The sequence below is a fragment of the Moraxella sp. genome, from assembly GCF_024227015.1.
Classification (GTDB): Bacteria; Pseudomonadota; Gammaproteobacteria; order Pseudomonadales; family Moraxellaceae; genus Moraxella.
Map to the genome: position 1 here is coordinate 1 of NZ_JAAELD010000024.1, position 9,245 is coordinate 9,245.

Genomic DNA, 9,245 nt, shown 5'->3' on the forward strand with positions numbered 1-9,245 from the left:
ATTTTATGTTATAATTTGTATTCTTTAGATTTATTTGTACTCTTAATAACTAAAAGTATGCATGGCTGATAAATGATTGCTTTTCACCCAAAAGACAAATGTATGGCTGATCTCTCAAAAGGGCGATGGGCTTTGGGATTTTTTTTGCTGCTTACTGGCTGTGGTAGTGAGAGCGCAGAGGTGGTTAAGGCAGAGCAATCGGCTGTAATCCCAGAGGATTACACACCCACCAGAAACGATAAGTTGCAACAGCGGCGAGCAAACGTGGGCGACGAATGCCCTAAATTAGTACAAAAACGCGTTGATCACACCGCTGTCTCTCGTCAAGACAGTATCATGGGTAATACTTGTGATTATTTTATTTATCCGGCTGTCGGTGATACGCTAACAGTCTATGTATCCGATGGGCGCATGAAGCCTTTTTTGAATACGCCATACTACCATGACTTTGCCAACGGCAGCTATAAAGTGATTGTGAACGGCAGGCATGTCATACGCTTAGAATACAATGCGCTGGAACATAAGCCTGCTGTGATGGATTATGTGCTTGTGGTGAATATTACACCGCCAAAGTAAGTCGTTAAAGTATTGTCAAATATATCAAAAAGCCTAGGTATTCCCTAGGTTTTTTAATTTGTTGGCTTTAATGGCGGTAAATCCACTAATCTTATTTAAAAAATCTCGCTATTTGAGGTGTGATTATTGGAGTGGCCAAGGCGGTTATTATGTGGTTATTGCTTTGCAAAATAACCAGCTGTATTGATACTTTTGCCTTTAAGTGAACAATAAAAAACCCTTGAATATTCAAGGGTTTGTGTTGGTACCAGTGGTCGGACTCGAACCGACACGCTTTTAAAGGCAACGGATTTTGAATCCGTCGTGTCTACCAATTTCACCACACTGGCATAAGTGGTTGTCGTTAAACATGCAGCGTATTATATAGGATTTTTTAAAAAGGTCAAGTGTTTTTAATGATATTTTAAAAAATCTAACCTCTATTTATCTGTTGCCGACCACACCCGCGCCACTCAATCGACTGGTACCATTTGCGCCTTTATGAACGAGAATTTGAGTACTGATGCGTTCCTTGAGTGTGGCGACATGGGAGATAATACCGATCATTTTTCCTTCTTCTTGAAGTGCGGACAAGGTGGATAGGGCGATATCCAGTATCTCTTCATCGAGCGTGCCAAAGCCTTCATCTAGGAATAATGAATCAATCGTAACCTTGTCACTGCTCATCATAGAGAGACCCAAGGCGAGCGCAAGACTGATGATGAAACTTTCACCACCTGATAGGTTCTTTGTGCTGCGCTCTTCATTGCCTTGATGAGTGTCAATGATGCTAATTTCTAGCGTGTTTTTGTCATTAGTATTGCCATGTTTTAAGATGTAGCGTTCGTTCATCCGGCTAAGCACTTGATTGGCGTGATATAGCATCAGATCCAATGTCAGACCTTGTACGAAGTTCCGGTATTTTTTGCCATCTGCTGAGCCGATCAGCTCGTTTAACTTTGTCCAGATTTGAATGTCCTGTTGCTTGCGTTTGATGCTATCGGTTAGCGTATTTTGTTTTTCGCGAGCAAGGGCAGCACTTTGCAGGATTTGTTGATTTTTGCCTAGACTTTGTAGGGATTCACGTTCTTGTTGTTGCAGCTCATCTCGTCTGTGATAGAGTTCATCAAGTGTATCTTTGTTGGGGATGGATTGAGTGAGTATGTTTAAATTGTCATGCTCTTCTTCTAGACTTTCTTTGCTGCGCTTAATAGCGTATAAGATGGTATCCGCTTCTTGGCTTAACTTTGCTCTGTCGTTATGACTTAAGCGCGCCTGTAAGAATGCTGCCTCATCCTCAAATCCCTTTGTGCTTAAGGCGGACATGAATTCATCGGCCGCTTGCTTGGCTTCTTGGGATAGGTTGTTCAGTTTGCTATTGAGTGCTTGCAGCTGCTCAGCCAATAATAATGCATTGTTTTGATGATGGTTGTGCGCATTGACAGCTTTATTTAGCATCTCATTGCCGCGCTGAAGTTTTTGCCTTAGTAGTAGGGCTTCATCATCAATAATTTTATCGCCAAATATCGCCTGCCTTTGTGCTCGCAGGCTGCTGATGTTATCTTGGATATTGGTGTACTTTTCTTGATATGAATGGCTATCTAAGCTTAATTTATCAAGTTGCTGCTGCTGATTATCAAGGCTGATTTTAACGCCATCAAGCATGCGAGTAGATTCTTGATATCTGATTTTAGCGTCTTGATGGGTTTGATATTTTTGATTGAGTTTATTAATTTTATCTAAAATATCGTCTGATACGTCTGATAAGATTTCAACAGTGAATTCTGTATTGAAGTCACCTTTGCGTATTGTTAAGTCATACTTATCTAAAGTATGCGCGATGTTGAAATGGCTTTGCTTAAAGTTATTCAAGGCGTGATTAAGATGTTTGGTCTGTTGATTGATGATGTCTTGGGTGTTGGCAATATTGCCCTTTAAAGTCTCGCCTTCGACTTTGATATTGCTAAAGTACTGTGTGTATTTATCTACATTATTAATCGCTTGGGTCAATTCGGGTTCTTGTGCTTGGTACTTGGCATGCGTACTATTTAGCTGTGCTAGTGTTTGCTGATTCTGTAGGATTAGGTTATTTAATAGATTGTCATCCAATTGATTAATATCAAAATTAAAATCATTCTTAATGCTTAACAGCTCATCAAGCGCTTCTCGCATCTTTTGTCTTAAAGTGGGTTGCTGCTTGATGATGTCGTCAAGGTTTTTATTTAGATTATCTAAATTATTATTACTGACGGCAAGTTGTTGGCTGTTGCTTTGAATTGAGCTATTTAGGGTGTTGATTTTGTCTTTGGTGTGTTTGATCGCTACTGCATCCGAGCTCTCTTCTTCGTGCAGGTGCGGGTGCTTATCAGCATAAGGGTGATCAATGGCGCCGCACAGTGGACAGGGTTTGCCATCTTGTAGATTGTTAAGATGCTTTTTGAGAATGCTGACTTCTAGGCGTAGGGCGTGCGCATTCTCAAGTGTGATAAGGGTTTTGTTTTCTTTATCCAGTTCATCGCCAAGCTGCTGGGCTGTGTTCCGTATTTCGCCAATCTGCTTGGTGAGGTTGCCGATTTGAGTTTGTAGCTTAGCGATTTGCTCTTGGTTGAGCTGATATTGATCATAAGGGTCTTTTAGGGTGGTTAGTGTGGATTTGATCTGTGATTGCTGCTGAATTTGCTGATTGGTGGACATGCCGTACCGCATGATGGCTTCAGCAGTGATGGGGCTTTGTATTCCCGTCAAGGTGATAAAATCAGCCTGTATTAGCTCAAAGTTTTTCTGACTGTTGGTTAATCGAGTCTTGGCATCTTGGTAATCAATACGCTTTTGGGCGATGGTGTTTTGTAGGCCCTCAAGGGCAGCTTGATGATGGTTAAGGTCTTGATTAAGTATTTGAATTTCTTGGATTTGACTATTAAGCTGTGTGTGTTCTGCGTTCAGACGACCTAGATCCTGCCCAAGATCGGCAATATCATAACGAAGCGTGTCTTGTAGCTCTTTTAAGATTTCGTTTGTTTTGGTTTGATCATTGAGTAATGATTGGATGTTGTTGTTTAATGCTTGAATGTTTTGATTGTTTTGGCTGATAGTTTGATTAAGCCGATCCTTTTGTTCATTTAGATGCGATAATTGACCATCAAGCTCTCGAACTTGCTTAAAAATAGGCTGTGCGGCAGCTTCTTCGCTCTCGACGTCTTTTAAATTTTTGGCTGCATTGTCTTGCTCTATTGAGCTTTCGGTGATGCTTTGCTGAGCGTGATTAAGATCACTTTCAAGCTTTAGAATATCATCTCTGACTTGGTTTTCTTGCTCACGCAGATGGGAGAGTTTGGTATATTCGTCGTGGATGGCAAAGGCGTTATTGGCAAGCTCCAATGCTGCAAATTTTGGCTTAAAATGTTCTCGAGCCTGCTCGTGTTCAGTAATTGACTGGGTGAGTTTTTGAATTTTTTGTTCGATTATTTGTTTTTGTTCGAGTTTTTTTATGTGAGTTTCGGTGTCTTTTAGGGTGTCTTGCTGTTTTTTAAGTGCAGCTTTATCCGCCTCGATGCTTGCTTTTAAGGCATTAAACTCGTCATCGGCCATGATCTCGCTGTCGTTAAGTTTGTCTTGTAGTGCGGTGAGCTCTAGACGTTTTCGTTTTTGAATTTCAAAGGCTTTGATGCTGATTTTGCCGTAGATTTGGGTGCCGGTGATTTGCTCTAGAATTTCGCCTTTTTCGCCAGTATCCGCCTTCAAAAATGCCGCAAAATTTCCCTGAGCAAGCATGACAGAGCGGGTAAATTGCTCAAAGTTCATGTGCATGATTTCGACGGCTTTTTTCTGACATAGACTGGCTTTACTCTCTAGGATTTTACCATCATCGCCTACGTGCTTAATTTGGCTGATTTCACGTTTGACGGCTTGTAATTTACCGTCCGCCTTGCCACCAGCGCGGCGCTGTTGCCATGTGAATCGATACATCTTACCGCTGATTTGTAGCTCAACTTGCGCGCCGCATTCACCTGCGCCTAGACTCATGAGTTCGTTTTGAGTGGCGCTGATTTGGTCGATGCGTGGTGTCTCGCCGTAGATGGCAAGGCAGATGGCATCTAGGATGGTTGTTTTGCCCGCGCCTGTCTGTCCGATGATGGCGAAAATGCCATCGCGTACGAATGCATCATCGGTAAAATCAATATGCCAGTTACCTTTTAGGGAGTTAAGGTTGTTAAATTTTAGGCTTAAAATTTTCATGTCATTCGGCGCGGTGATCGGTGTCGTGTAGGTCGGTGAGTAGGGTTTGGTAGGCTTGTTTTAGGGCCTGCTGTTCAGCATCCTCTATGTCATTTTGATTGAGCAAGGTTTCAAAAACTTGCATCTCGGTCAGCTGTTTTAGATCGATTGTTTGATGATGTAAGCTAAGGCTTTGCTGATACAGAGTTTTGTTTTGGATGTTTAATGCGATGACGAGGCTATCTTCTAGCAGGCTACGAATGTCCTGTACGAGTGTTGAGCGAATCTCATTACCTGTATAAATAATCTCGACCCAGATGCTCTGATCATCTTGGATGAGTTTGCTCAGTTCTTTGGTGATTTGATCCCAGTCGCCATTGATGCGTGCAAGCTTTTGAAACACTGGAACGGGTAATGCCGTGATACTAGGCTTGGTATTGGCATCATCAAAATCAACCAACAGCACTTGCTTGGCTTTACCCGCCTCGCCAAAACCCATCGCAATCGGCGAGCCACAGTAGCGTATGTGATCGCGACCTGCAACTTTCTGTGGTGCGTGAATATGCCCCAGCGCCACATAGTCGATACACTTGTCAAAAGTGTTGGCGGATATTTGACCTAATGTACCAACATACAGATCGCGCATTCCGTCGTCCTTGGATGAGACGCTGGCACCTGCAGCGAAGAGATGCCCTGTGGCGATGATGGGGATTTTTTTGTTGAATTTATTAAGAATGTCGGCTTGCGTTTGTTTGGCTTGTTCGCTTAGCGTCTGATAATGATTGGTGATGCCTTGGATGGTGTCGTGCTCTTTGGTGGTGATGTCATCAAAGCTTTTGCTAGCGCGAACGTCTCTATCACGCAAATAAGGCACAGCAAGGATAATGGCTTCAGGGGTGTCGCCTTTGTGTAATATCAGAAGCTCATCGCTAATATCATCGCTTGCGATGCCGATGACTTGAACATTCAGCGCGCGCAAGATTGTCTTGGGTGCATCTAAGAAAGTTGGGCTGTCGTGATTACCAGCAGTGATAATCACATGACGGCAAGCGCTTTTGGCAGTGCTGCCTAGGAATTTATAATAAAGCTCTTGGGCTTTATTACTTGGTGTCATCGTGTCAAAAATGTCACCCGCCACAATCAAAACATCCACCTCGTGCTCATTAAGTACATCAATGAGCCAATCCAAAAATTGCGCAAATTCGTCATAGCGCTGCTCTTGGTAGAGTCGTTTGCCAAGATGCCAATCAGAGGTGTGTAGAATGCGCAGGGTGGATTTGTTTGGGATGAGGTCTAATGTCGTCATGTAAAAAAGCATTAAATACGGTAAGCTATAAAAAAGACCGCCTAATTGCGGTCTTGGCTTGATTTATTATAACATCAATCAAAGAGATTTATACCACTGTTTTGACCGTCTTGGCCTTGTCCAATGCGGTATATAGACGATTAACTTCATCGGCAGAAGTTAGATAGAGTCTCGCGCGAAGGGCGTGGAATTTACCTGTTTTGGAGGGTTTAACCATGATGCTTGCGGCATCAAAATCAGGGAAAATCTCTGCCAGAATCAGCGTGACTTCATTGCGCAATGTGTCATGCTCACCTTCGTGTCCGATGATACTGATGGGATAATCCATTGGGAAATTCCACAGTTCTGGATTTTGGATCTCGGTGCGCTTAGCATTGGGCGCAGTGGGTGCGCGATTTAGATTGGTAAATTTGGTCATGATAACTGCCTTTTAAATAATTATTGAATGTAAAATGGGGTAAGTTGCCCGAATTTCAAGGTACGCCGATGCTTGGCTGATATCAATAAAAATAACCACACGAAGGTGGTTATTTTTGTGATGAAATGAAATCAATCATTCTCAAGGAATGAGCGCAGGTGCTCAGAGCGGGAAGGGTGGCGCAGTTTACGCAGTGCCTTAGCCTCGATCTGACGGATACGCTCACGAGTAACATCGAACTGCTTGCCGACTTCTTCTAGAGTGTGATCAGATGCCATGTCAATGCCGAAGCGCATTTTTAATACTTTGGCTTCACGTTCGGTTAGGTTATCCAAAACTTCACGCGTCGCTTCACGCAGACCTTCGTCGGTGGCGTTATCCACAGGGCTTGAGATGGTGCTGTCTTCGATGAAATCGCCCAAGTGGCTATCTTCATCATCACCGATTGGCGTCTCCATAGAGATGGGTTCTTTGGCGATTTTTAGGACTTTACGCACTTTGGCTTCGTCCATATCTAGACGTTCGCCAAGCTCTTCAGGGGTGGGTTCGCGCCCCATCTCTTGGAGCAACTGACGGCTGACACGGTTGATCTTGTTAATCGTCTCAATCATATGCACAGGGATACGGATAGTGCGCGCTTGGTCGGCTATGGAGCGAGTGATCGCCTGACGAATCCACCAAGTGGCGTAAGTTGAGAACTTATAACCGCGGCGATATTCAAACTTATCTACCGCTTTCATCAGACCGATGTTACCTTCTTGGATAAGGTCAAGGAACTGCAGACCGCGGTTGGTGTATTTTTTAGCGATCGAAATCACCAAACGTAAGTTGGCTTCGACCATGTCTTTTTTGGCACGGCGAGCTTTAGCCTCTCCGATTGCCATTTGACGTGCCACAGCTTTCATGTTCTTCACGTCCATTTGCAGGTCGTTCTCATGAGCTAAGATTTTCTCTTGGAGAGCGATGACCTCAGGCAGGACTTTTTCTAGTGTCTCGGCAAAAGCAGGTTTGCCGCTGATGCGTAATGGCAGCCACTCTAGGTTGGTTTCGTTACTTGGGAAGGTCTTTTTGAATTCCTCAAGAGGCATCTTACCGCGACGAACCACTAAACGCATGATCTTACGTTCGCTGTTACGCACGTCTTCATAAACCTCACGCATGAGCGTGATGACTTGCTCGGACAGGCGGTTATTTAGCTTAATAAGCATGAAGCGAGACGCCAATTCGTCATAGGCGGCTTTTGCTTCAGGGCTGCCACGTCCGTATTTTTCTAGGGCTTTTTGAGATTCGTTAAATAGCTGCTCAATCTCTTCAAAGCGCGCGCGTACTTCTTCTGGATCTAGGTTGCTGTCATCATCACCGCTGCTAGCGCCATCCAGATCTTCTTCATTCTCTTCTAGATCATCAATGTTATCTTCTTCCTTGATGTCTTCTGGTTCGATGTCGTTGTCTTCTTTGAGTTCAAATTCGTCGTCCTCTAGATTTAAGAAGCCTGAGACGATGTCAGAGATTTTTTTCTCGCCGGTTTCGATTTGTGCGTATTCATCCAACACGAACTTGACAGTACCAGGCCAGTAGGCCATGATGTACTGAACTTCGCGCGTCCCTTCCTCGATGCGCTTAGCGATGCCAATCTCACCTTCGCGGGTTAATAGGTCAACGGTGCCCATCTCGCGCATGTACATACGCACAGGGTCGGTGGTGCGACCAGGTTCGGTTTCTACGCTGGCTAAGACTGCCGCTGCCTCATCAGCTGCCATCTCATCGTCGCTACTGGTGTCGGTAAGTAAGATGTCATCATCATCAGGAGCAACTTCATAGATGGGAATGCCGACGTCGGTCAGCATCTGTACGATGTCCTCAATTTGATCGCTTTCGGTGACCGATTCAGGAAGTTGGTCATTGACCTCAGCATACGTCAGATAGCCTTGTTCCTTGCCTAACTGAATCAACGTTGCTAATTGAGAATTTGAGTGTTGTTCGCTCATGAGTGCTCGCTTTTTTATGCTGTAAACTGATGAATCTAATGAAAATGGCGCTTATTATAACATAGTTGAAGGTTATGTGGGGATGGTTGCTATATTTTAAAAGGTGAATTCGTATAATTTTGTTTTTTAATAAGTTTTATTAAAAAACTTGTGCTAATTTCTATGAATAAAAACATCACACGGTCTATTTATTACTGGCAAAATGACACAAAAATAAGGTAAAATAACCATTTTAAATTTAGAACCCGGTTAATCGGTTTGTGGTGTTGATGATTAGCATGAAAGCCTCTTTTTTGTCGTTAAAATATTCTTGTGCTGTGGGGCTACTTATTGCTTTGACGGCATGCGAGCCTAAAGTTAATCAAGATACCCCATCACATACCGAATCTGTCGCCACATCATCAAGCGATCTGGTCGGCTGCTATACGGTAAGCCACGAAGAGCCTGCGCAGATTAAGATTAATCAGGTCGAAGATGGCTTTAATATGCAGATGAGAGAGCCTGAAGGCTCGCCCGATGTTTGGGATAAGCCTGAGCCTTTAACGGTTATCGATGTGGATAAGGGCTGGGATTACTTTAAGGTGAACGCGCTGGATTTGAATAAGAATGATGTGGATGCGATGATCGGTAGGTCGGACGGTATGATGGTTCTTGCTAAAGTCAAGGACGCTGCCAAAAACATCAATCCGCGACTTGACAGTAGTTATGTCATGTATATCGTACAAGGCTCGAATACTGTCTATAAAGTGGCGTGCGACTAAGG

6 protein-coding genes and 1 tRNA gene are annotated in these 9,245 nt (G+C 43.6%); 2 read left to right on the forward strand and 5 right to left on the reverse strand.

Annotated elements, in window-relative coordinates:
* The first annotated feature begins 102 nt into the window (after window positions 1–102).
* Window positions 103–576 (forward strand): hypothetical protein, encoded by a 474-nt coding sequence (locus GY683_RS00505; protein WP_297286890.1) that lies wholly within the window; start codon window positions 103–105, stop codon window positions 574–576.
* A 242-nt stretch (window positions 577–818) separates the two neighbouring features.
* On the opposite strand, the gene GY683_RS00510 is transcribed toward GY683_RS00505, so the two are convergent.
* From GY683_RS00510 to rpoD, 5 genes are all read right to left on the reverse strand, one after another.
* Window positions 819–905 (reverse strand) — tRNA-Leu (locus GY683_RS00510).
* Window positions 906–999: 94 nt separating this feature from the next.
* On the reverse strand, window positions 1,000–4,791 hold the full coding sequence (locus GY683_RS00515) for an AAA family ATPase (protein WP_297286891.1): 3,792 nt from the start codon (window positions 4,789–4,791) through the stop codon (window positions 1,000–1,002).
* A 1-nt stretch (window position 4,792) separates the two neighbouring features.
* On the reverse strand, window positions 4,793–6,076 hold the full coding sequence (locus GY683_RS00520) for an exonuclease SbcCD subunit D C-terminal domain-containing protein (protein ID WP_297286892.1): 1,284 nt from the start codon (window positions 6,074–6,076) through the stop codon (window positions 4,793–4,795).
* Between the two features lie 88 nt (window positions 6,077–6,164).
* Complete coding sequence (locus GY683_RS00525) at window positions 6,165–6,494, reverse strand: DUF493 domain-containing protein (protein WP_297286893.1); 330 nt, start codon at window positions 6,492–6,494, stop codon at window positions 6,165–6,167.
* 131 nt (window positions 6,495–6,625) lie between these two features.
* The gene (rpoD, locus tag GY683_RS00530; RefSeq protein WP_297286894.1) at window positions 6,626–8,482 is read right to left on the reverse strand and encodes an RNA polymerase sigma factor RpoD; all 1,857 of its coding nucleotides are present in this window, start codon (window positions 8,480–8,482) and stop codon (window positions 6,626–6,628) included.
* A gap of 278 nt (window positions 8,483–8,760) precedes the next feature.
* Here rpoD and GY683_RS00535 point away from each other — a divergent pair, with 278 nt between their 5' ends.
* Window positions 8,761–9,243 carry a hypothetical protein gene (locus tag GY683_RS00535; RefSeq protein WP_297286895.1) on the forward strand — a complete coding sequence of 161 codons (483 nt, stop codon included), beginning with the start codon at window positions 8,761–8,763 and terminating at the stop codon, window positions 9,241–9,243.
* Window positions 9,244–9,245 lie beyond the last annotated feature (2 nt).